The sequence below is a fragment of the Mixta hanseatica genome (genome assembly GCF_023517775.1).
GTDB classification, from domain to species: Bacteria; Pseudomonadota; Gammaproteobacteria; order Enterobacterales; family Enterobacteriaceae; genus Mixta; species Mixta hanseatica.
In genome coordinates, this window is record NZ_CP082904.1 from 3,584,991 (window position 1) to 3,606,967 (window position 21,977).

18 protein-coding genes are annotated in these 21,977 nt (G+C 53.7%); 10 read left to right on the top strand and 8 right to left on the bottom strand.

Features of this window, described 5'->3' with window-relative positions:
• The first annotated feature begins 272 nt into the window (after positions 1–272).
• Both K6958_RS17070 and K6958_RS17075 read left to right on the top strand, forming a co-directional pair.
• A complete protein-coding gene (locus K6958_RS17070) occupies positions 273–893 on the top strand; it encodes a TetR/AcrR family transcriptional regulator (protein WP_249894720.1) in 621 nt (206 codons plus the stop codon).
• Between the two features lie 526 nt (positions 894–1,419).
• The gene (locus K6958_RS17075; protein WP_249892227.1) at positions 1,420–2,070 is read left to right on the top strand and encodes an acyl-homoserine-lactone synthase; all 651 of its coding nucleotides are present in this window, start codon (positions 1,420–1,422) and stop codon (positions 2,068–2,070) included.
• Here the strand turns inward: K6958_RS17075 and K6958_RS17080 are convergent.
• Positions 2,051–2,788 (bottom strand): LuxR family transcriptional regulator, encoded by a 738-nt coding sequence (locus tag K6958_RS17080; RefSeq protein ID WP_249892228.1) that lies wholly within the window; start codon positions 2,786–2,788, stop codon positions 2,051–2,053. The two genes, K6958_RS17075 and K6958_RS17080, sit on opposite strands and share 20 nt — an antisense overlap.
• Before the next feature lie 242 nt (positions 2,789–3,030).
• Positions 3,031–5,175, bottom strand: a complete 2,145-nt coding sequence (locus K6958_RS17085; protein ID WP_249892229.1) for an ornithine decarboxylase — start codon at positions 5,173–5,175, stop codon at positions 3,031–3,033.
• A gap of 605 nt (positions 5,176–5,780) precedes the next feature.
• Between K6958_RS17085 and K6958_RS17090 the strand changes: the two genes are divergently transcribed.
• On the top strand, positions 5,781–6,848 hold the full coding sequence (locus K6958_RS17090) for an alkene reductase (protein ID WP_249892230.1): 1,068 nt from the start codon (positions 5,781–5,783) through the stop codon (positions 6,846–6,848).
• A 39-nt stretch (positions 6,849–6,887) separates the two neighbouring features.
• Here the strand turns inward: K6958_RS17090 and K6958_RS17095 are convergent, their stop codons facing one another.
• Positions 6,888–8,198 carry a PQQ-dependent sugar dehydrogenase gene (locus K6958_RS17095; RefSeq protein ID WP_249892231.1) on the bottom strand — a complete coding sequence of 437 codons (1,311 nt, stop codon included), beginning with the start codon at positions 8,196–8,198 and terminating at the stop codon, positions 6,888–6,890.
• Entirely contained in the window at positions 8,195–8,635 is a 441-nt protein-coding gene (locus tag K6958_RS17100) for a DUF2231 domain-containing protein (protein WP_249892232.1), read from the bottom strand. Before K6958_RS17100 ends, K6958_RS17095 begins: the two co-directional genes overlap by 4 nt.
• Before the next feature lie 208 nt (positions 8,636–8,843).
• Here K6958_RS17100 and K6958_RS17105 point away from each other — a divergent pair, with 208 nt between their 5' ends.
• The gene (locus tag K6958_RS17105) at positions 8,844–9,632 is read left to right on the top strand and encodes a siderophore-interacting protein (RefSeq protein WP_249892233.1); all 789 of its coding nucleotides are present in this window, start codon (positions 8,844–8,846) and stop codon (positions 9,630–9,632) included.
• Between the two features lie 70 nt (positions 9,633–9,702).
• On the top strand, positions 9,703–10,209 hold the full coding sequence (locus K6958_RS17110; RefSeq protein WP_249892234.1) for a PadR family transcriptional regulator: 507 nt from the start codon (positions 9,703–9,705) through the stop codon (positions 10,207–10,209).
• 48 nt (positions 10,210–10,257) lie between these two features.
• On the opposite strand, the gene K6958_RS17115 is transcribed toward K6958_RS17110, so the two are convergent.
• Positions 10,258–11,358: an NADH:flavin oxidoreductase/NADH oxidase gene (locus tag K6958_RS17115; RefSeq protein ID WP_249892235.1), complete on the bottom strand. Its 1,101-nt coding sequence runs from the start codon at positions 11,356–11,358 to the stop codon at positions 10,258–10,260.
• An 84-nt stretch (positions 11,359–11,442) separates the two neighbouring features.
• Complete coding sequence (locus tag K6958_RS17120; RefSeq protein WP_249892236.1) at positions 11,443–12,873, bottom strand: sugar porter family MFS transporter; 1,431 nt, start codon at positions 12,871–12,873, stop codon at positions 11,443–11,445.
• A gap of 605 nt (positions 12,874–13,478) precedes the next feature.
• On the opposite strand from K6958_RS17120, the gene K6958_RS17125 reads away from it, so the two are divergent.
• From K6958_RS17125 to K6958_RS17145, 5 genes are read left to right on the top strand one after another with little or no spacing between them, the layout of a single operon-like run.
• Positions 13,479–13,883, top strand: a complete 405-nt coding sequence (locus tag K6958_RS17125; RefSeq protein WP_249892237.1) for an ExbD/TolR family protein — start codon at positions 13,479–13,481, stop codon at positions 13,881–13,883.
• A 1-nt stretch (position 13,884) separates the two neighbouring features.
• Positions 13,885–14,637: an energy transducer TonB gene (locus K6958_RS17130; RefSeq protein ID WP_249892238.1), complete on the top strand. Its 753-nt coding sequence runs from the start codon at positions 13,885–13,887 to the stop codon at positions 14,635–14,637.
• Between the two features lie 36 nt (positions 14,638–14,673).
• The gene (locus K6958_RS17135; RefSeq protein WP_249892239.1) at positions 14,674–16,914 is read left to right on the top strand and encodes a TonB-dependent receptor family protein; all 2,241 of its coding nucleotides are present in this window, start codon (positions 14,674–14,676) and stop codon (positions 16,912–16,914) included.
• Positions 16,915–16,933: 19 nt separating this feature from the next.
• On the top strand, positions 16,934–17,578 hold the full coding sequence (locus K6958_RS17140; RefSeq protein WP_249892240.1) for a MotA/TolQ/ExbB proton channel family protein: 645 nt from the start codon (positions 16,934–16,936) through the stop codon (positions 17,576–17,578).
• A complete protein-coding gene (locus K6958_RS17145) occupies positions 17,571–18,830 on the top strand; it encodes a phospholipase D-like domain-containing protein (protein WP_350355797.1) in 1,260 nt (419 codons plus the stop codon). The genes K6958_RS17140 and K6958_RS17145 overlap by 8 nt, the downstream gene beginning before the upstream one ends.
• 45 nt (positions 18,831–18,875) lie before the next feature.
• Here K6958_RS17145 and K6958_RS17150 read toward each other — a convergent pair whose 3' ends face one another.
• Together K6958_RS17150 and K6958_RS17155 are read right to left on the bottom strand one after the other, a co-directional pair.
• The gene (locus K6958_RS17150; protein ID WP_249892241.1) at positions 18,876–20,270 is read right to left on the bottom strand and encodes an MFS transporter; all 1,395 of its coding nucleotides are present in this window, start codon (positions 20,268–20,270) and stop codon (positions 18,876–18,878) included.
• 77 nt (positions 20,271–20,347) lie between these two features.
• Positions 20,348–21,517, bottom strand: a complete 1,170-nt coding sequence (locus tag K6958_RS17155; RefSeq protein ID WP_249892242.1) for a M20 aminoacylase family protein — start codon at positions 21,515–21,517, stop codon at positions 20,348–20,350.
• Positions 21,518–21,977 lie beyond the last annotated feature (460 nt).

Here is a 21,977-nt window from a genome sequence, read left to right on the forward strand (position 1 = left end):
AAACTGAAATAAAAACCAAAATACTCTTTATAAGCGGATGGGAAGCCGTCCGTTCGAGACAACAGTATCACCCTCCTGATTGTTAAATCAAGTGAATGAAATGCACGTCTCAACAATAATGAGAAAAAACTGATGATTAAACAGAACGAATGTTGGCTGTTAATATTAGTAGTTCTGCTATAGTGCCAATAGAGCTTGGCGAATCAGCGGACCCTGAGTCCGAACAGAGAAAACAAGGGGTTAAAGTGGTTGAAAGGGACACCCAGGCAGACATGCCGATGACGTCCACGCGCGCCCGTACGCGCAGGCTATTAATTGAAACGGCAATGAAAATGTTTGATAGCGGTAGCTTTCCTTCTATTACCGAAGTGGCCCAGGCAGCGCAGCTGTCGCGCGCTACGGCATACCGTTACTTCCCTACTCAAAGCGCGCTGGTTTCAGCCATTGTCACTGAAACGCTGAGTCCGATGAAAAATTTCCAGCCGACGCAGCCCGATGTTAGCGACCGTATTGATGAACTGCTGGCTTTCGCTTTTCCACGTATGTTGCAACATGAAGGCACGCTCCGTGCGGCGCTGCACTTATCTCTGACGCAGTGGGCACAATCGCGCTCTACGGATCTCCCGCTGGTGAAAGAGAAACTGGTACGCGGCAACCGTAAGCAAACGTTGCAGCGCGTGGTTGATCCGCTGCGAACGGAGCTTTCCCCCGAGCTGCTGCAGAAGGTGTTGTATGCGTTATCACTGGTGTATGGATCTGAAATCTTTCTGGTGATGAAAGATATCTGGGGCTGTGATGATGATTCACTGCAGGGCGTGGCGCGCTGGATTGCCAAAGCTATCATACGTCAGGCGCGCGAGGATGCGCAGCTGGAAGCGAGCACGGGAAAATAATCCGGTTTACCGCCCATGATATCGGACTCCTGGCAGGCAGCTGACAGCGGGGCAAACCTTCGTCCTGCCATACATCACGCTACTAAGCGTTAGTTTTCGTGCGTACCCCAGTCACTTACTGCTGTAAGCTGCTGGGGATTACTGTGTCGCCGCGTGATTTGAGCTTTAGCCTCGCCCCGTCGAGCCTGCGCAAGCGTGGTTTAAAACGCTTTGCGTTTTGTCCGGTAGGCGAACCAGTCAGATATAGGTTAATTCTTAGTCGGTTAATATTACGCCGCTTATTGCTGACTAAAACGTTATTACCTTGCGCGCTAAATGCTTGCCAGCAACATGGGAAGCCCTTACCTTATGTTTGCCGGGATACGCGCTTTCATTTTTATCCTCTCTTCACAACACATTCTTTGTACGCTGTACAAGCGCCTCGGAAAAAGCGAAAATCAGGACAGGATTTTACCGGATTAGTTTTACGCTCCGGGTTAGGTTTTGTAATTCAGATGCAAAACAACGTCATCGAAATGGAGTCAGCATGATAAATTTTCTTGATATCAACTACCAAAAGCTATCAGAGCAAAGGTCCAGCGAACTATTTATCCTGAGGAAGGAAACCTTCAAAGATCGCCTGGACTGGGCAGTTAACTGCATCAACGGCATGGAGTTTGATGAATATGATAACGAAAATACAACCTATGTCTTCGGTATTCATAACGATAACGTATTATGCAGCGTAAGATTTATCGAAACCCGCTATCCTAATATGATCAGCCATACCTTTGCGCCATGGTTTGATAATGTACAATTACCTGCCGGGAACTATATTGAATCCAGCCGCTTCTTTGTAGACAAAGACCGTGCGCGCTCTTCTGAGCTTTATCAATATCCAGTCAGCAGCATGCTTTTTTTAGCCATGGTCAATTATGCTCGCCATTACGGTTATGAAGGGATATATACTCTGGTCAGCCACGCGATGCTGCGTATATTAAAACGCTCCGGCTGGGGAATCTCTGTTTTTGCGCAAACGCTTTCCGAGAAAAAAGAGAAAATTTATATCGTGTTTTTACCGATTGACGATAAAAACCGCGATATACTTATTGAGAAATCAAACCAGGATAAACTTTTTGATGACAAAGAGTTAGCTAACTGGCCGCTGGCTTTTCAGCCTAACCGGCAGCAGGTTTAATTAGCTGCAGTTCAATACCCATTCTGATGGCATGTTTTGCGTTCATGACGCCCAGTTTTTTAACAACATTGCCAATATGGAATTTTACGGTGCTTACTTTGATATCCAGAATAAGCGCTATTTCCTGGTACGTTTTTCCAACGCTGGCCCAGTAAAGGATTTCATTTTCACGCGGTGAGAACATATCTTTACTTACCTGTTTTTTACTGGCAGCGTTATCTTCCTTCTCTTTATATAACGAGATCACTTTGTCATGCGCATTGATCAATAACATCTGTAAGTTGGCCTGATGCTGCGCAACAATCTCTTCGGTTTCATGCACACGGTTTTCATTCATTAAAATCGAAAGCAATGCCAGGTTATTGTAATAATCATGTAAAACAAATGTATGACCATTAACAATCTTATAGGTTTTAGAGAGATTAAAAATTTTGGAAAAGTTGAGCTCGTTATTGATGGTAATATTTTCATCCCATGAGAACGGCGAAATCCGGGTGAAAGAGGCAATAACGACCGGATCAATTTGTTGATAATTATTTTCTTTATAAATCTCCACCCACTCTTTGGGGTAGTTTGAAATAATCACCATGTCAGCTGGGTTCTTTTTATTCAAAACCATATAGGCATATTTTAAATCACCAAGCTGACTGAGTTCGCTATCGAAATAGTGCTGTGCGGTGTCGATGATCGCCTGATTTTCTGAAAAAAATAGTGACATCCATAACCTCAAAATAACGTTGTATCGTCCTTAATCTGCCCGCTAATGCAGGACCCTATACTAAAGTCTAACTTACATCTATATTACATGTATCGTAAAGTGTATGAAAGTAAAAGACAAAGAATAAATTTTAAGCAAAAAAAAACCTGACCATATGAGATCAGGTTGCCATTTGGCCAACACCAGGGAAAATTTATTTAAAAATTATCATACAGTTAACTATATCTCGTCAAGGTAATCCCTCATTCTGTAATGATATATCCATATAACCGTTTTACTCCTTCATCATCCGTTTCGGTATACACTCCCTGCAATTCCGGTGAAAAACCAGGCAGCAGGTTGATCCCCGCCTCCAGCGCCAGAAAGTAACGTAACGCTGCTCCGCCCCACACTTCGCCTGGCACCACGCACAGCACGCCGGGGGGATAAGGCAATGCGCCCTCTGCGGCAATCAAGCCCTCCGCCTGCGCGACCGGCACCAGCTCAACGTTTCCCCGAATAAATGCCTGATTCGCATCCTGCGCATTCATCCTGACCTGCGGCAAACTGGCCTGACGAAACATTGCTTTTTGCAGATCTTTTACGCCATGGCTTACATATAAATCGTGCATTTCCTGACATAAACGCCGCAGCCGGTAGCCGCTATAGCGTTCGGCATGCTTGCTGTATAGGACCGGCAACACTTCACTCATGGGCGAATCATTGCGGATATGCTGCTCAAAACGCACCAGCATCGCTACCAAATGCGCCATCTTTTCGGCACTTTCCGCCGGGGTTAACAGGAAAAGAATGGAATTCAGATCGCACTTCTCCGGCACGATACCGTTTTCACGCAGGTAGTTAGCCAGAATGGTTGCCGGAATGCCAAAGCCGCTATATTCGCCGCTGGCGGCATCGATACCGGGCGTGGTGAGCAATAGCTTACAAGGATCGATCAGATACTGATCCGCTGCGTAACCCGCAAATCCATGCCATGATTCATCCGGCGCGAAGCTAAAATAGCGGGCGTCGCGGGCGATCTGTTCAGTAGATGCCGCCTGCCACGGCTGCCCATCCACGCTTTCCGGTATAAAGGGACGAATCAGGCTGCAATGGGTCAGGATCGCTTTACGTGCGTCAATGCCCAGCGTAACGCATTCATGCCAGAGCCGTCGCCCTGCCGCGCCCTGATGCATTTTAGCGTTCACGTCCAGCGCGGCGAACAGCGGATAAAAGGGGCTGGTTGAAGCGTGCAGCATAAACGCATTATTAAGCCGCTTATGGCTGCAAAAACGCCGCTGCCCGCGAATATGATTATCCTTTTTATGGATCTGCGACGTTTGGGAAAAGCCGGCCTGCTGTTTGTGTACCGACTGGGTAACGAAAATGCCCGGGTCGTTTTCATTCAATTCAAGCAGCAGCGGCGAGCAGGGCTCCATCACCGGGATAAACTGCTCATAGCCGACCCAGGCGGAATCAAACAGAATGTAATCACACAGGTGACCGATGCGATCGATTACCTGACGGGCGTTATAGACCGTGCCGTCATAGGTGCCCAGTTGAATGATCGCCAGACGAAACGGTCTGGCCTCGCCGGCGCGCTGCGGCGCAACGCGGCGCAGCTGCTCGCGCAGGTACGCCTCATCAAAGCAGTGCGCGTCTATGCCGCCGATAAAACCGAAGGGGTTGCGCGCCGCTTCCAGATAAACCGGCGTAGCGCCTGCCTGGATCAGCGCGCCGTGATGGTTGGACTTATGGTTATTACGATCGAACAGCACCAGATCGCCACGCGTTAGCAGCGCGTTGGTAACCACTTTGTTGGCGCTGGAGGTGCCGTTCAGCACAAAATAGGTTTTGTCGGCGTTAAACACTTTGGCGGCAAATTTCTGCGCATCCTTCGCCGATCCCTCATGAATCAATAGATCGCCCAGTCTGACATCCGCATTACACATATCAGAGCGAAACAGGTTCTCGCCGTAAAAATCATAAAACTGACGTCCCGCCGGGTGCTTGCGGAAAAACGCGCCGCCCTGATGCCCAGGACAGGCGAAGGTGCTGTTACGCATGGCGACATATTTTGTCAGCGTATCAAAGAACGGCGGCAGCAGCGTCGCTTCATAATTATCCGCCGCCAGCGTCAGCTCTGTTAGTGATTCAGCGCTACCATCCAGCAGGCCGCTCACCTGCGGCAAATCCGCCGCCTCGCTGGCCTGTGCCGTCGCGATAAAAACCGGAAACGTAAAGCCGGTATGACGTAATAACCCCAACACGCCGCTGCGCGCGTCCGCAACGGAGACGACAACCGCCGCCACATCGGTAAAATCGGTCTTATCGAGCGTAACGATCTCGCGTCCGACGGTAAGTGAGGGCACCAGCGCGGCGCTGGCAGCTATTTTCAATGGTGTCATAACACAAATCCTCAGGCCTCAAGGATGAGCGGGTGCGCAAGGCACGGCAATGGGAAGCAGTTTCCCGGCGAAAGATGTCGGGAGGATGCAAAGCAGAATGAGTTTCAGCTGCAACCGATAGACATCAGTAAAACCAGAGCGCATCTGTTTTTACTCATGTCCAACAGGGAGCGTAAATTAGCTTCACCGCATGGTGAACAACGCGCGTGCCGAAAGGGAAAAGGAGGTGCGTCCACGCCGCGAGCGGCAGTGAGGAGAGCAGCGGCGCAGGGCCAGCAGCGTTCCGGACATAGCGATAACCCCGCGATAACAATGGATGATAAAAGAGGCGACATCATGTCATTTTTTATTACCGCGAACAACCCTACCGAATGAATAATTAATCAACATGAAAAATATAAAATCATTAATAAATAAGGGAATAATAAATAATCATTGTTTTTTATCATCATAATTTTGATGTTTTATTCATCGCGCTGACCATTTAGCTTTAACAGAATATGCTGCACATCTCGCCCCTGCTTTAACATTCATTGACGCTGCGCTCACCGCTCCGCATGATGTTTTTACTGAAGTCTGACGCTCACTGAATAGATGAGGTAACTATGACAAGCTTGTACCAGCCGGTAAAAATCGGCGCGCTGGAATTGAAAAACCGTATCGTTATGGCGCCGCTGACGCGGATGCGCGCGGTGGAAGCGCGCACCCCGAATGAGATCATGCTTAAGCACTACGTACAGCGCGCCAGCGCAGGACTGATCGTTACCGAAGCCACGTCGATATCGCCGCAGGGCGTAGGCTATCCCAACACGCCGGGCATCTGGAGCGAAGAACAGGTGGCGGGCTGGCGCGATATCACCGATGCGGTGCATCAGGCCGGCGGCAAAATCGTTATCCAGCTGTGGCATGTTGGCCGCGTTTCCGATCCCATTCATCTTAACGGCGAACTGCCGGTAGCCCCATCGGCCATTGCGCCTGAAGGCCACGTCACGCTGGTGCGTCCACAGCGCCCTTATGTCACGCCGCGTGCGCTGGAAACCGAGGAAATTGCCGGTATCGTAGAAGATTATCGCCGGGCGGCGGAAAACGCCAAACGAGCAGGCTTTGATGGCATCGATCTGCATGCCGCCAACGGCTATTTGATCGACCAGTTTCTGCATGACGGCTCTAACCAGCGTCATGACCAATACGGCGGTCCGATCGAAAACCGTGCCCGCTTCCTGCTGGAAGTGATTGATGCGATCCTACAGGTCTGGTCTGCCGACCGCGTCGGGGTGCACCTTAACCTGATGTCTAATAGCTATTCCATGTCCGATTCCAATCCGCGCGCGCTGTTTGGCTATGTCGCAGAGCAGCTCAATGCGCGTCAGCTGGCGTTTATTTTTGCCCGTGAAGCGTTAACTCAGGCGGAGCCAATCGGACCGTTAGTGCGTGAGAAGTTTAGCGGCGCGTTTATTGCCAATGACGGTATTACGCGTGAAGAAGCGGAAAAGCTGATCGCGGAAGGCCGGGCCGATGCCGTAAGCTTTGGCAAACTCTATATCGCGAATCCGGATCTGGTGGCGCGCTTTGCTCATCAGGCGCCGTTAAACCCGTTAGACAATGAGAATATCTATCGGATGGAGCCGCCATACGACCGCGGCTACACCGATTATCCTCTCCTCGCCGATTAAGATGTTCCCGGAGCGCCAGCGGCGTTCCGGGAACTTTCTTTATCGTGCGGCGCTAACCCGCCAGACGGTATCGCCGGCATCATCCGCAATCAGCACGCCGCCCAGCTTATCCATCGCCAGGCCAACCGGCAGCCCCCTGACTTCCTTATGGTCATCGCTCAGGAATCCGGTCACTACCGGCTCCGGCTTGCCTACCGGGCGGCCATTCTGGAAAGCGACAAACGACACGCGATAGCCGTTCAGCGGCGTGCGGTCCCAGCTGCCATGTTCACTAATAAAGGCCCCGCCGTGATATTTTTCCGGCAGGCTGGTACCGGTATAAAACATCAGGCCCAGCGGCGCAACATGCGAGCTAAGCGCATAGTCCGGTTTAATCGCCTTTTGCACCAGGTCAGGGCGCTGCGGCATCACACGATGATCGATATGCTGACCAAAATAGCTGTAGGGCCAGCCATAGAATCCGCCTTCCTGTACCGAGGTCAAATAGTCGGGCACCAGATCGGCGCCGATCTCGTCACGTTCGTTAACAATCGCCCAGAGTTTGCCGGTCTGCGGCTCCCATTGCAGCCCGGTGGGATTACGCAGGCCGCTGGCGTAAATCCGGCTGCCGCCGGTGGCGGTATCCACTTCCAGCACCGCCGCCCGACGATATTCTGCGCCGATGCCATTTTCAACAATATTACTGTTGGAGCCGACGCCCACATAGAGTTTGCTGCCATCCGGACTGGCCAGTAACGATTTCGTCCAGTGATGGTTCAACGGCCCGCCCGGCAGATCGGTCAGTTCGCTACCGGGGTCGGTAATACGCGTCGCGCCTTCCTGATAGCGATAGCGCATAATATTATCGGCATTAGCCACGTAGAGCGTATCGCCCACCAACTGTACGCCAAACGGCGAATGCAGGTTTTCCAGGAAGATATGTTTCTCCCAGGTGACGCCATCGCCGCTGGTATTACGCAGCAGCGTAATCCGGTTGCCGCCCTTGCCGCCTTTCCCGGACGATTTTTGCACCATGCCCATCACCAGCTGTTTCGGCATACTTACCGGCTCCGTACCGGGACTGTTGGCCTCCACCACCAGCACATCGTTATTAGGCAGAACATAGACCTGACGAGGATGCATTAAACCCTCCGCCACTTTAGTAATTTGCAGGCCGCTGGCGACCTTCGGCGCCTCGCCCTGCTTCCAGGCCACCCCTTTCGGCACCTGCATCGGCGGCATCAAAAAGTCTTGCGCCTTCGGCAATACCGGATCGGGCCCCATCTGCTGGCTGGGATCGACCGAAGCCTGTTCATCGCAGCCGCTTAACAGCAGCGCGGAAGAGACGGCGAGCAACAGTAATTTTTTCATCGTGCTGCTCCTTCTGTCGTACGCAGGCGCAAGGCCAGCTGAATATTGGCCAGGCAAAGTAGCGCCACCACCAGCGTTGAGAGGATCACGCCCGCGGGCACCACGGCGTAAGCATCGCGGCTGTGAACAAAGGCATTAAAAATCGCCAGTACGATCGCCACGAGATTGGCCCAGAAGTGAATTTTTACCGGCGACGTTTGCGCCCATGAGGCACCGACCCAAACCTGCACCAGATTAATCAGCCGGGGAATGATGGCGATAATCAATCCAAAGGCGATAAGCCAGCTGGCGCTTTTGGTCCACATCGGGTTGTAACTATTCAGATAAATAATGTCAAAAATCCAGGCTGCGGCGAAAAAGCCCAGCGGAACAGGATTAAGTAATTCATACAACGCCACTGCAAGCGCAGAGTGACGTCTGGTAGCAAAGGGGTTCATTAGCAGGCTCCTGAGGTAACGAAAAAGATCGGCAGCAAGGGATCTACTGCCGTCGCGCTATCCTGAAAAAGCGTAGTAAAAATAACCCCTTTCGGTTAAGGATCCGGCAAAAATAGGCAACATTAACCCTAATGCGCACGAAAGGCCCTTGTGGCAAAGATATGTCTTAGATATGTTTCTGCTCTTACTTCACCATGAGATTATCACTATGAGCGCAGAGACGTTTACTCAGGACTGGCCCCTCCCCACCCGTAAAAAAAATCAGCTCAGGCTGCGCCAGCTGCGCGTTCTGCATAAGACGCACATTGGCAGCTTTTATCGTATTTGCTTAACCGGCGAAGACCTGCAGGGCTTTATCTCCCACAGCTTCGACGACCATATCAAACTCTTTTTCCCGGATGCCGACAGCGGCGAACTGGTGTTGCCGGAAATCAGCGATCAGGGCGTGGTGTGGCCGGAAGGCAAACGTCCGCAGTCGCGCGACTATACGCCGCTGTGCTGGGACGCAGGGGCCAATACGCTGACCATCGATTTCTTTATTCATCCTGGCGGTCTTGCCAGCGCCTGGGCGGAAAAGGCGCAGCCCGGCGATCCGCTGGTGATTGGCGGCCCGCGTGGCTCTTTCTGTATGCCGCTGGACTATGCGTTTCAGCTCTATCTGTGCGATGAGTCCAGCCTGCCGGCGCTGAACCGCCGTCTGGCGGAGATCGCAGCAGCACAGGTAGAGGCAGAGATTCACGTGATGATCATGGCGGATGAAGCGCAGAGCAGAACTTATCTGCCGTCGCTGACGGGCGTAACCTGTCACTTCCTGCCGGCAGGCGATGTGGATGCCGCGCAGCAGGCGCTGCAACAGTTGCCCATTCCGCAGCAGGGCTATTTTCTATGGCTGACAGGCGAAGGCGACCGGGTAAAAACGCTGATTGACTATCTCACCGGGGAACGTCAGATCAATGAAAACTATCTACGCGGCGTCGCCTACTGGCATCAAAAATAAGCTTTTTGCCCGGCAGGGAATGCCGGGATAATAGTTACAGATTGAATACCGTATTAAAGGGAAATGCCTGATGAAAGATAAAAACAGTTCTGCTTTTTTTGCCTATAAAAAACGTAAAGAACGGCTGCTGGATGCTACGGAAGTGCGCCTGCTTATCCTGAGCATTTTAAAGACACGAGCGGCGCACGGCTATGAGATTATTAAGGCGATTGAAGAACTGTCGCGCGGTGAATATACGCCCAGCCCCAGCCTGATTTACCCTAACCTGACGCTGTTGGAAGAGATGGGCTACGTCAACGCGGAAACGGAAGAGAACAACAAAAAAAACCATGGGATTACTGCCGAGGGGAAAGATTTTCTTCAGCAGCAGCAGACTCAGTTGCAAAGCGTGATCGCTCGCATGCAATCGCTGGCGGTGCTGGCAAATAATCGCAGCCTGCCAGAGGTACAGCGTGCCATTCATAATATGCGCACCGCGTTGAATACCCGCCTGGCTGAAGAGAATATCTCACAGCAGTCGCTATACGCGATTATCGATGTGCTGGATGAAGCGGCGAAAAAGATCGAACGCAGTTAGCCGAAAGGAAACTCGCCGCCGACAGGGCCGGAGGCGAGTGAATAGCGATTAATCGCTGGTGCGATAGCGTTCCAGCCAGTGCGCGTACGGCGCAGGCAGCACCCATGACGCTTTATCTTCTTTTAGCGCCAGTGCGGCTTTGTAAGGCCAGTGCGGATCCGCCAGGTGAGCGCGGCCCACCATCACCAGATCCAGCTGCTGCTCTTCCACGGTACGGTTAGCAATCGCCGGCGCATCGATGCCCCAGGCGGAAGCGACTGGAATCTGTGCTTCACGGCGCACGCGTTCCGCGATCGGCGCCAGGAAGGCCGGGCCCCACGGAATGTTGGCATCCGGCGTAGAGAAACCGATGCTAACGCTCAGCAGATCCAGACCGCCGGCACGCATCTGACGCGTCACTTCGATCGATTCCTGCAGCGTTTCTTCATCACGGCCATCATACTCAATCACGCCAAAGCGTGCGGTCAGCGGCAGGTTTTCCGGCCATACGTGACGCACCGCTTCCAGTGTTTCCAGCATAAAGCGGCTGCGTCCGGCAAGGTCGCCGCCGTACTGGTCCTGGCGCTGGTTAGCCTGCACGGAGAAGAAACTCTGCGCCAGATAGCCGTGCGCAAAGTGCAGCTCCAGCCATTCAAAACCGGCATCGCGTGCGCGACGGGCGGCCGTAGCAAAGTCTTCACGTACGCGGGCGATATCGTCCAGCGTCATCGCTTTCGGCACCTGCGGCAGGTTAGCGCCAAAGGCCACGGCGGAAGGTGCGATAGTTTCCCAGCCACGACCGTCGTCGGCAGCGATATGATCATCGCCTTCCCACGGACGGTTGGCGCTTGCTTTACGTCCGGCGTGTGCGATCTGAATGCCCGGTACGGCGCCTGCCGCTTTAATATCCCGGGCGATCTGCGCCAGCTTTTCCGCCTGCTCGTCATTCCAGATACCCAGGCAGCCGGGGGTGATACGCCCTTCCGGCGCTACCGCCGTCGCCTCGACAATCACCAGACCCGCGCCGCCGCGCGCCAGGCCGTTGTAGTGTACGCGATGCCAGTCGTTGATCAGACCGTCGGTAGCGGTGTACTGACACATCGGCGGAACCGCAATGCGGTTGCGCAGCGTCACGTCTTTCAAAGAAAACGGTGAAAATAAACCTGACATTTAAACCTCTTGCGTTCAGGAAAAATGAATATGGCCGAGCCGATCGGCCCAGACAGAAGACCGATAATAGCCCGCCCCTATTTTTTAAACTTCACCGTATTTGCTACGCATCATATTCTCGATCTCCTCCAGGCTTTTGCCGCGGGTTTCCGGTAGCAGGAAGTAAACGAAAATGAAGGAACCGATATTCAGCAGCACAAACAGGAAGAAAGTCTGGTTACCGATCAGGTTCAGCATCAGCGGGAAGGCGAACGCTACGGTGGCATTACATATCCACTGAAACGAGACAGCGGTACCGGCCAGCGCGCCGCGAATTTTCATCGGGAACAACTCTGACATCAGCAGCCAGTAAACTGGCGAGATGCACATCTGCATAAAAAACAGGAATACCAGAATGCAGCCCAGCGCCAGATAGCTTTGCATTAGATTCTGCGGCAGCAAAGTTAGCGTCAGGCCCAGCGCCACCTGCGTCAGGATAACGATGATCAGACCGGTCATCAGCATGCGTCGACGGCTAAAACGGCTTACTGCCCAGATCCCCACCAGCGTCGCCAGCACCGATACCACGCCATTACCGATGGTGGCGGCAATGGACGCATTAGTGCCCATTCCGGTGGTTTTCAGGATAATCGGCGTGTAATACATAAAGGCATTTACGCCGGTAAACTGCGCAACAAAGCCCAGACCACAGCCGGTCAGCAGCAGGCGGATCACCCAGCGCTCTTTGAGCAACTCCTTCACCGAAGGTCCTTTACGCGCCAGTTTCTCCTGCTTGCGCATCTCTGCCATCTCTTTGCGGATCTCGCGCGGCGTTTCCCTGAGTTTTTTAAGTACTTTCAGCGCCTCGGTGAAGCGACCTTCCGCCACCAGCCAGTGCGGCGAGGCGGGCACAAAGAAGGTACCGATAAACAACAGGATGCCCGGCACCATCGCCAACGCCAGCATATAGCGCCAGATATGCGGATCGTGCAGCGTATAACTCATGATGGTGCTCACCACATAGGCCAGCAACTGACCGCTGACAATCATCAACTCGTTGCGGCTAACCAGCGGCGCGCGGCGCTTAGGCCCGGCGATTTCGGCAATAAACACCGGCACGGTGGCAGAGCCGCCGCCGACGGCAATCCCCAGCACAAAGCGCATCGCCACCATCACCGGCACCGACGGCGCAACGGCGGTGCCCAGCGCTCCGGCGATAAACAGTAGCGCCAGACTGCGCAGCGTCATGCGGCGACCAAAACGATCCGACATAAAGCCGCTAAGGAACGAGCCCAGCGCCGCGCCGAAAATCAACGATGAGGCGACCAGCCCCTCAGTGAAAGAGTTCAGCCCCAGCCCGCCCTGCGAAGGCGCAGCGGACATAAAGGGTAAAGAGCCGGAAATGATGCCGGTATCGTAGCCGAAGGCGAGCGCGCCCATGGTTGCGACCAGCACCACCAGAAAAATGCGTTGTCGCACAGTGTCTTTAGTTTCCGTCTCCTGTACGGATGACGGCTCAGATGGATAATCGGTCATAGTGCTCCCTGTTATTAATTTTGTAATGTTTTGTGCAGATGTTGTTGTTTGAAACTAAAGGGATTTGCTCCACCGAAAGAGAGAAAGGTAAAGATAAGTCTAAACCGGCTTCGCTGAAACCGCCTGTTTCCGTGACAGGAATCACAATGAAAAGGGTACAGACGAACAATAAACAGGCAGGCGGGTAAAATTTGTTCGCTCAAACGTTGTCCATTGCTTATCCGCGTAACGTCATCTCCATCTCGCCATGCTATAAATTAATTTTGTTAATATTTACCTTGTCACAGCCTATCGCTCTCCCGTTTAAATAATCTAACGCTTTCTCTCGGCTTCACCTGCGCCACTTATTAAGCACCCATCATCGGCGTTCAGCGATAACCAGCTGCGCGAATCAACGTTCCCTGCGTGAATTTTTTGCCATAAATTCTTTTCGCCGTCGCCGCTATTCTTCAGCCAATGCCCCTCTTAATGTTAAATATTAATGATTAATTTCGCGATTTAACGTGCAAAGGCATTACCGACATTGTGAAAATTTTGTCTTTTAAACGTAACAAAAAATAAACAAATCTTGCCTATAGTGGCTGCTCTTTCACCCAGGAGGCGCCATGCGAAGCTGGAACGAACCGAAGAAAAACAAAGCGCATATTGAACTGATCCCAATGATCGACGTGATGATGTTTTTGCTGGTGTTCTTTGTGCTGATTAGCCTGAATGTAATACCGGCACAGGGACTGAAAACGCAGCTGCCGGGCGCGGCAAGCGCGCAACAGCTGAAACCGCAAAAGAAAGCGATTGTGACGCTGGGTGATAACGATCGGCTACAGCTGGATGGGCAACCGATCGCCCTGCAAGATTTAGTGGGGAGGCTGAAGCAGCAGCAGCGTGACGAACCGCTGACCATTATCCTCAACAGCGATAAAGGCGTCGCCGTAGAGCGACTGGTAGCCGTGATGGATAACCTGCGCCAGGGCGGCTTCACCTCCGTTTCTATCGCCACACGGAAACTGTGATATGTACGCGCTCTATCGTTCCCGCCATATGTTGAGCTGGCTGCCTGCCCTTGCGGCAGCAGGATGGATGCTGTGGATTAACCAGCAGGTCACGCTAAAAGTTCAGCCTCGTTACGATGAATCCACCATGGAACTGGTGCTGGCGGAGCCGCCAGTGTCAGAAACGCCCGCCGAGCCGGAACCGGAACCTGAGCCGACGCCACAGCCGGAGCCAGAACCTCCTCCGGTAGCCGATCCGCTACCAGAGCCGATTGCCGCGCCGCAGCCGGTTGTACCGCCGCAGCCTCAACCAAAGCCGAAGCCCAAAGCGGTGGCGCAGCCAAAACCCAGGCCACAGACTACGCCCCGCTCACAGCCGGCGCCCGTGACACAAACGCGCACCGCCGCTCAGGCGCCTTCCGCCGCCGCGCCGCGCCCGTCGGCGGCCAGCAGCAACGCCGCTAATGCGGGTGCGCTGGAAAACGGTTATTTACAGGCGCTGCGCCGCGATCTGGAACAGCGTAAGCGTTATCCCACCGGCCGCCAGGCATCGCTTGAGCGCCCGGAAGGTAGCGTCGAGATCTGGCTGGAAGTCGATCGCAGCGGCCGCGTTATCGCCTCCGGCATCGTCAGTAAAGCGCGCAGCATGCTGTTAAACCGCGCAGCCAGCAGCAGCCTGCAAAGCATCAGCCAGCTTAAGCCTTTCCCCGAAGGCGCTTTCGCCGGTCAAAGCCGTAAACGTTTTACCGCCACGTTCAATTACCGGGCGCCCTGATGCCCGGAACCTTTCATCGCACCACAGGAAAAGAAAATGACCACCTTTAAACGTTCTGGAATTTATCTTGCGGTTATGGCTGCGCTGTTGCCCGGCCTGGCGCAGGCGGAAGAAAACAGTGATGTCGGCACCATTGATGTGCAGGGCGTCTCTCTGGGCGGCGGGATGATGGTTCAGGAGGAGACGCCCAAAGCGCGATCCACCGTCACCAAAGAGGCGATGGATAAAATGCCCTCCGCCGCCAACGCCATCGATAAGCTGAAGTATACGCCGGGGCTAAACGTTAACAGCACCGACGCCAGCGGTCTGAGCGGCGTTGACTACACCATGCGCGGGATGAATTCCGATCAGATCGGTCTGTCGATGGATGGCATTCCGATTAATGATTCCGGCAACTATGCGGTTTACCCTAACCTGTTAGGCGATGCGGAAAACCTGCAGGAGATCTTTGTGACGCAGGGTGCCTCCGAGGCGGACGGCCCGCATATTGGCTCCAGCGGCGGCAATATTGGGCTGGTGACCCGGCGTCCGGCGAAAGCGTTTGGCGGCTTCGTTAAACAGACGCTGGGCAGTAACGATCTCAGCAAAACCTTTGCGCGTCTGGAAACCGGTGAATACAACGGCTTCAGCAACTGGCTCTCTTATTCCCATACCGAAGCGAAAAAGTGGCGTGGCGAAGGCCGTCTCTATTCCGATAAGTTTGAAATGAATTCGCTGTTTGAGGCGGAAAACGGCAATGTCAGCAACCTGATCGTAAAGTATAACCGTCAGGAAAACAGCAACTACAACTCCATCAGCAAGGCGCAGTTTGAGCAGGAAGGACGCGACAGTGATTTTCCCTCCTCACCACAGTACAACAGCCGTGGCCAGCTGAGCCGCTATTACAAGCTGAATCGTAACCCGTTTGAAAACCTGACCGTTAGCTTTAGTCAGAAGCTACAACTGCGTGATAACCTGAGCTGGACCATCCAACCTTACTATTACTGGGGCAACGGCGGCAGCTTTAGTAGCCAGAGCGCGTCAACCCTTTCGTCCACCTCTGACCAGGCCGGACAGTACGATTTAAGCAATCTGAGCAGCAATACCTACTATCGTCCTTCATGGACGCAAACCTGGCGTCCCGGCATTACGACGAAATTAAAGTGGGACATTAACGAGCAGCATAGCCTTGATGTCGGCTACTGGTATGAACGCGCGCGCCAGCGCCAGACGCAGCCGTTTATCAGCATTAATGCAGATGGTAATCCGGCGGAGCTGTGGGGCGAGCCAGGCGGGTCGCATCAGGTAAAAGACGCTAACGGCAATACGGTACAGGGTCGCGATCAATATACCGTTACGCCCGCGCAAAAAATTTGGCTACAGGATAGCTGGTACCTTTCACCTGACTGGACGCTGGTGGGCGGCCTGGCCTGGCAGCACGTGGAACGGCGCGGCGAAAACAATGGCAGCCTGTATAACAGCCCGGAAGATCGTCGCGCCAGCTACCATAAATTCTTGCCCAACTTCAGCGCCAGCTATCGCCTGAACCAGCAGAACCAGCTGTTCTACAGCCTGTCGCGCAATATGCGTACCCCGCCCAACTATGTGCTGTACAACGTCGGCGATTCGATCAGCACCAAACCCGAGCTGAGCTGGAACCATGAACTGGGATGGCGTTTCCAGCAGGAAGATATGCTGCTGAGCGCCACGCTGTTCTACCTGCGCTATAGCGATCGACAGGTATCCACCACCAATAGCGATGGCGATTATGAAATGATGAACGTCGGTAAGGTGGAAAACCGCGGGATCGAGCTGGAGTGGAGCGGCCAGCTGCCGCACCACTTTAACTATTACGCCTCTTACACTTTCACCGATTCGGAGCAGAAAGAGGATCTCACCAGCGATGGCGTTACTCTGCCCACTTCTGGCAAAACATTGCCTAACGTGCCGAAAAACCTGTTGAATATGACGCTGGGCTACGATGACGGCCTGTGGTACAGCGGCGTCACCGCTAAATATGTCGGCGCGTTTTACGGCGATCTGACCAATGATGAAAAAGTGGGTGGCCGCACGGTCTTTGATCTGGCGGCAGGCGTTCATCTGCCGGTCGATAAGAAGATAGTGAAAAGCGCCGCGCTGCGTTTCGGCATCGATAACCTGTTTGATAAAGAGTATCTCACTTCGGCACGCACCACCGTGTTTAACGCCAGCGCGCGTAACGGGCTGGACGCCGCCACGCCTTATTACAACGTCGGCGAGGAGCGCACCTTCAGCGTCTCGCTGGAAGCCACTTTCTGATTAAACAGGAATCAACCCCATGAACGCGACCTTACTTCACGACATTATCTTTTATATCATGTACTTTGCGCTGGCTATCGCGCTGGTGATCATTATTGAGCGGGCTATCAGCTTCGCCTGGACCTGGCGCCAGGCGCGACAGCTGGAGCGGGCGCTGACGCCGCAGACGCGCCAGATTGACGCCCTGCCCGCCGATCTGCTGCGCCGCAGCAGCCTACCGCTGACGATGATCCAGCCGATTTTGCTGCATAAAAACCAGCATAGCGCGCAGATGCTAAATGACCTGGTAGAGACCCAGTATCTGCTCAGCAAACCGCGGTTAAACCGCGGGCTGTGGCTACTGGAAACCATCGTCACCGCCGCGCCGCTGCTCGGCCTGTTGGGCACGGTGATGGGAATTATCGATACCTTTAAGGCGCTTTCCGCCTCCGGCGTTTCTGAACCGAGCCTGGTATCGGCGGGCATGGGCACCGCGCTGTATGCCACCGGCCTCGGCATCGCCATCGCGCTGATTGCGCTGGTAGGCAATAATTATCTGCAAAGCCGTATGGACCGCATTGGTGAACTGTTAAAGGTGCTGCTGATCCGGGCCGCTGGCTCGGCGCCGCCGCAGCCAACAACCGCCGAGGCCTGGATGGAAAGCGGAGCGCAGCGCTATGCCTGATATTTTTTGGCGCAGGTGGCTACGCCGCCTGCCTTATTTCTTCTGGAGCAGCACTCTGTTGATATTAAGCCCCAACGCCAGCGCGCGTTTTGAAATCGATGGTTATGAGCTGGTGTATAGCGCGCCGACGGAAACCCAACTGCAGGCGGAAGATTTGCGTCGCAGCGACGAAGTCTGGCGCGAAATGTTTGCGGCCGCGCAACAGCGCATCGATATTGCACAGTTTTATGTTGCCGGTCAGTCAGGATCGCGACTGGATCAGGTGCTGCAAACGCTGCGCGCCGCGGGCGAGCGCGGGGTGAAAATCCGCTTTTTAATGGAAGAGAAAGGGCTACGCAACAGTACCTCAGAGACGCTGGAACAGTTAAAAAGCATTCCCAACCTTGAGCTGCGCCTGATGCCGTTTGGCAAACTCAGCGGCGGCATCATCCATGCTAAATATTTTGTGGTGGACAATCAGCAGGCCTTTGTCGGCAGCCAGAACTTTGACTGGCGCGCGCTGGAGCATATTCAGGAAACTGGCCTACGCATCAGCGATGCGCCAGTGGTGGCGCAGATCGCCGCGATTTTTAATCAGGACTGGCAGGCGCAATCGTTGCTGGCTGACCATCGCCCGGTGCCGCCTCTGCCGCAAAGTGAACCTCGCGCCGATCTGCGCAGCGGCAATTACCTGGTCGCCAGCCCACGCAGCTGGAATCCGCCAGGGGTGGCAGACTCCCAGGCAGCTTTAGTACAGCTGTTGGCGTCGGCGACGGAGACGGTACGCGTTCAAGTAATGGACTATGCACCGCTCTCTTACGGGCCGCAACGCAGCCGCCCTTTTTATCCGGTTATCGATAATGCCTTACGCAGCGCGGCAGCGCGTGGCGTGCAAATTGAACTGATGGTGGCTGACTGGAACACCAACCGACCGGATATCGACTGGCTAAAAAGCCTGGCGCTGGTACCCGGCGTGCAGATCAAAGTGGTTACTATCCCCCCGGCCAGCGGCGGCTTTATTCCCTATGCCCGGGTGATCCACAGCAAAATAATGATCCTTGACGATCGCCTCGCCTGGGTCGGCACCAGCAACTGGCGCGGCGGCTATCTGGATAACTCGCGAAACCTGGAGCTGGTGTTAAATAACGAGCGCATGGCACAGCGGCTAAAGCAGCTTTATCAGCAGCTGTGGGACAGCCCCTACGCCGCAGCGCTGCGCATCGATTATAATTATCCGCCACCGCAGCCGGGCGGCGAGAAAACGTCGCCCTGACAGTCTGGCTTACAACCCGGGTGGCGGGATGCCTGCCGCCCTGTCTCAGGCCTGGCGCGGCACCATCAGCGCTATGGTCATAAAAGAAATCACGCAGAACGCCACATTCACCAGCAGGCCTGCCGTCGCAGCGGTTGCCGCGCCCAGCGGCAGCATAGCCGCATAGACCGAGGCGGAAATGGCGATGCCGAACGCCCCGCCCAGCGAACTAGCCATTTTGTAGATGCCGGAGGCTACGCCGATTTTATCCTCCGGCGCGTTGGAAATAGCGGTATCGGTAGAGGGCGTGGCATAAAAACCCAGTCCGAGGCCAAACAGGATATAGCCGACAAACACCGCCGCTACGTAGAGGCTGTCAGGCAGCTGCGTTAGCGCCATTAGCGCCACGCCGCTGCCGGTAATCGCAGTACCCCACAGCATGGGTTTACGCGCCCCTACCTTTTGCAGCAGCATTTCCCCCACGCGGATCATCGCCAGTACCGCAATCAGGTAGCCCACGGTCAGCATCCCCGACTGAAAGGCACTGAAGCCGCGCCCCTGCTGCACATAAATACTGGCGACCATCAGCGTACCGGCAACGGCGTTCAGTAAAAAGTTAGAGAGCGTCGCCCCGCTCCAGGCGCGCTGCTTAAACAGGGCGAAATCGATAAAGCTGGCGCTTTTTTTACGTCGCGCGCCGGTGAAAAATAGCATCGCCGCCAGCAAAAATATCCCGCTGGGGATCAGGATCAGACTGTTTGTCCAGCCGAAGGCGTTGCCCTTGGTAATCGCCCAGTTCAGGCAGACCAGCATCACGACAAAGGTCAACAGGCCAAAATAATCAAAGCGATGGCTAGCGGTGGTGGTGACCTTGCTTTCCGGCGTGCCGCGAATCAGCAGCATCCCCGCCAGCGCAAAGAGGATCGACAGAATGAATATCCAATTCCAGCCGCAGTAAGTGGCTATCGCGCCGCCCGCCAGGGAGCAGAGGCCGGAGCCGCCCCAGGAGCCGATTGACCAGTAACTCAGCGCCCGCTGCCGCGCCGCGTCCTGATAACAAGTTTTTATTAATGCCAGCGTAGCCGGCATAATACAGGCGGCGGAAAGTCCCTGAATAATACGCCCAATAGCGAACAACAGGGTATTTTGCGCCACGATCAGACACAGGCAGCCAATAATACTTAATACAAACCCCAGCTGGGTTATTTTCACCCGGCCAACGCGATCGGCAACACCGCCCGCCACCACAATAAAACAGCCGGAAAATAATCCAGTCAGGCTAATGGCTAAATTTAACGATCCCAGCGGAATAGCCACATCCTGCTGAATAGCCGGTACAATATTCACCACCGACTGAGCAAATAGCCAAAACGTCAGCACGCCGGCCATAATTCCAATAATTAATCGACCGCTTCCCTGAACCGCTACGGGTTGATTTTGATTGTCTTCTGTCGCGGGCATCCAGATTCCCTCTGTGTTATACAATGCATAACAGTGATTATTCGACGTCACTCCGACGCGAATATCATTCTGCGCAGTTAATTTAAAAAGCGTTCCGCAAGATGGCTAAAGAACATTGCGCCCGGAATAATTAATTCATCGTTAAAGTCGTAGCCGGGGTGATGCACCATGCATCTTTCCGGCTCATCGCCTGCGCCTAAGAACAGATAGCTGCCGTGCGGATTTTCCGTCAGCATAAAGGCGAAGTCCTCGCTACCCATCACCGGTGTGGTATCTGTACAGACCCGGCTTTCACCGACCAGCTCACACGCTACGTTGATGGCAAACTCCGTCGCCGTAGGATCATTAACCAATACCGGGCTGCCGTTTACATGCTCAATTTTCACCTTCGCGCCAAAACTTTGCGCCTGCGCATGGGCAATATCGCCGATGCGCTTCAGCAGCAGCTGCCGCACCTTGTTATCCAGCGCGCGCACGCTTAGCTTCAGCATGGCGCTGGCGTTGATAATATTGGGCGCGGCTCCTGAGCAGAGGCTGCCGACGGTGACCACCGCAGAGGAAAACGGCGAGACGTTGCGCGAGACAATAGTTTGCAGCGCCAGCACAATTTGACAGGCCACCAGCGTAGCGTCAGTGGTTTTCTCCGGAAAAGCGCCGTGACCACCCTTGCCGCTGACCTCAATATGCAAGGTATCTGACGAGGCCATCATTGCGCCGGTTTTAAAATAAAAATGGCCCTTTTTTAAGCCCGGCATATTGTGCAGCGCATAGATCGCATCGCAGGGAAACTGCTGGAATAACCCATCTTCCAGCATGAGTTTGCCGCCATACAGCAGCTCTTCTGCTGGTTGAAAGATCAGATGCAGCGTACCGTTAAAGTTCTGCGTTTTCGCCAGGTAATCCGCAGCGCACAGCAGCGTCGCCGTATGGCCGTCATGACCGCAGCCGTGGAATTTCCCGTTCGTTCTGCTGCTCCATGATTTGCCGGTTTCTTCCTGCATCGGCAATGCGTCCATATCTGCCCGCAGGCCCAATGTTTTACCGCCGCGCCCGATCTTTAGCGTGCCCACCACCCCGGTTTTCGCCATGCCGCGATGCACCTGATAGCCCCATGAGCGCAATTTCTCGGCGACGATATTACTGGTGCGCAACTCTTCCAGCCCAATCTCAGGATGTTGATGCAGATCGCGGCGCAGCGTGGTAAAGGCGCCTTGATTATTGATAATATGTTGAAATTTCCCTTTCATAGCCAGCCCTATTCAATGCCATAACAAGTCATTTTAATGCAAATACTTCCTCGGCCATTACTTTCACTTTTCCTGACCATTTAAAATGGGTGCGGTTTCACATAAAGCGAAAAAGGGCATCACTAATATTATGGACAGTTAGCGTCAATCTTTAATTAGCTTCCGTCAACCTTAATTCGTACGGATATCATTATCCCTATGACGTTCACCATTACGGCGATGGGGATTTTAACGCGGCACGGCAGGCTTTATAAATTTTTATTTTAACCGTTGCGTTTAGTTAATTAACTCATCATGAGATACGCATTAAATAGCATTTAAATTAAACATTAATCTGCACATCGCTTATTCAAATATCAGCCATACTACATTTATCCCAATTCATCGGTCTTATTCGGTGCGGATTACGCTTATCTAATCCGTTAATCAACATCGGGGAATAATCGTGGCGCCGCAGTGA

Excerpts from the sequence above, each read along its gene's own strand:
- K6958_RS17070 (WP_249894720.1), top strand. The coding sequence starts at position 273 with ATGCCGATGACGTCCACGCGCGCCCGTACGCGCAGGCTATTAATTGAA.
- K6958_RS17080 (WP_249892228.1), bottom strand. The coding sequence starts at position 2,788 with ATGTCACTATTTTTTTCAGAAAATCAGGCGATCATCGACACCGCACAG.
- K6958_RS17105 (WP_249892233.1), top strand. The coding sequence starts at position 8,844 with ATGAGCGCAGAGACGTTTACTCAGGACTGGCCCCTCCCCACCCGTAAA.
- K6958_RS17090 (WP_249892230.1), top strand. The coding sequence starts at position 5,781 with ATGACAAGCTTGTACCAGCCGGTAAAAATCGGCGCGCTGGAATTGAAA.
- K6958_RS17110 (WP_249892234.1), top strand. The coding sequence starts at position 9,703 with ATGAAAGATAAAAACAGTTCTGCTTTTTTTGCCTATAAAAAACGTAAA.
- K6958_RS17135 (WP_249892239.1), top strand. The coding sequence starts at position 14,674 with ATGACCACCTTTAAACGTTCTGGAATTTATCTTGCGGTTATGGCTGCG.
- K6958_RS17145 (WP_350355797.1), top strand. The coding sequence starts at position 17,571 with ATGCCTGATATTTTTTGGCGCAGGTGGCTACGCCGCCTGCCTTATTTC.
- K6958_RS17140 (WP_249892240.1), top strand. The coding sequence starts at position 16,934 with ATGAACGCGACCTTACTTCACGACATTATCTTTTATATCATGTACTTT.
- K6958_RS17085 (WP_249892229.1), bottom strand. The coding sequence starts at position 5,175 with ATGACACCATTGAAAATAGCTGCCAGCGCCGCGCTGGTGCCCTCACTT.
- K6958_RS17125 (WP_249892237.1), top strand. The coding sequence starts at position 13,479 with ATGCGAAGCTGGAACGAACCGAAGAAAAACAAAGCGCATATTGAACTG.
- K6958_RS17150 (WP_249892241.1), bottom strand. The coding sequence starts at position 20,270 with ATGCCCGCGACAGAAGACAATCAAAATCAACCCGTAGCGGTTCAGGGA.
- K6958_RS17130 (WP_249892238.1), top strand. The coding sequence starts at position 13,885 with ATGTACGCGCTCTATCGTTCCCGCCATATGTTGAGCTGGCTGCCTGCC.
- K6958_RS17100 (WP_249892232.1), bottom strand. The coding sequence starts at position 8,635 with ATGAACCCCTTTGCTACCAGACGTCACTCTGCGCTTGCAGTGGCGTTG.
- K6958_RS17075 (WP_249892227.1), top strand. The coding sequence starts at position 1,420 with ATGATAAATTTTCTTGATATCAACTACCAAAAGCTATCAGAGCAAAGG.
- K6958_RS17155 (WP_249892242.1), bottom strand. The coding sequence starts at position 21,517 with ATGAAAGGGAAATTTCAACATATTATCAATAATCAAGGCGCCTTTACC.
- K6958_RS17115 (WP_249892235.1), bottom strand. The coding sequence starts at position 11,358 with ATGTCAGGTTTATTTTCACCGTTTTCTTTGAAAGACGTGACGCTGCGC.
- K6958_RS17120 (WP_249892236.1), bottom strand. The coding sequence starts at position 12,873 with ATGACCGATTATCCATCTGAGCCGTCATCCGTACAGGAGACGGAAACT.
- K6958_RS17095 (WP_249892231.1), bottom strand. The coding sequence starts at position 8,198 with ATGAAAAAATTACTGTTGCTCGCCGTCTCTTCCGCGCTGCTGTTAAGC.